At 67.1% G+C, this 694-nt stretch carries 1 protein-coding gene; it reads right to left on the bottom strand.

The genetic code is table 11. The features are described from left to right. Nucleotides 1–694 (bottom strand): condensation domain-containing protein (locus ABD371_RS35765; protein ID WP_344486972.1); only part of this gene is annotated, 694 nt, incomplete at both ends.

Here is a 694-nt window from a genome sequence, read left to right as displayed (position 1 = left end):
ACCCCCACCAGATCACCACGACCCACACCACGCGCCACCAGCCCACGCGCCACCCGATCAGCCGCCGCGTCCAACTCCGCGTACGACCAACGACGATCCCCACCGATCACCGCGACCGCATCCCGCGCACGACCCACCTGAGCCTCGAACAACCCCGCAAGCGAACCCGACACCACCGGCACAGCGGTCTCATTCCACCGCTCCACCACCCGCGACCGCTCACCCTCACCCAGCACATCAATCTCACCGACCCGAACATCCGGATCAGCCGCCACCCGCTCCAACACCCGAACCAACCGCTCAGACAACCCCCGAGCCGTCACCTCGTCGAACAGATCCACCGCGTACAACAGGGCTCCGACCATTCCGGCGGGAGCACCCTCCTCATCACGGTGCTCATTCAGATCCAGCGAGAGATCCACACGGGCCGCCGTGGTCTCGGACGCGGGTGCCAGCGGGGTGACTTCGAGTTCGGGCAGATCCCAGAGCCTGCCCCGCTCACGCTGGGCTCCCTGGACCGAGAGCGTCACTTGGAAGAGGGGGTTGCGGCCCATCGAGCGGGCCGGGTTGAGGTCGTCGACCAACCGCTCGAACGGCAGATCCTGATGCGCGTACGCCGCCAGATCCGCCTCCCGAACCCGACCCAACAACTCACCGAACGACGGATTCCCCCCCACATCCGCCCGCAACACCA

Origin of the sequence: Streptomyces amakusaensis, assembly GCF_039532665.1 — a bacterium.
Classification (GTDB): domain Bacteria; phylum Actinomycetota; class Actinomycetes; order Streptomycetales; family Streptomycetaceae; genus Streptomyces; species Streptomyces amakusaensis.
The sequence above is the reverse complement of the archived record's forward strand: the minus strand, read 5'-3'. Positions and strand labels throughout refer to the sequence as shown.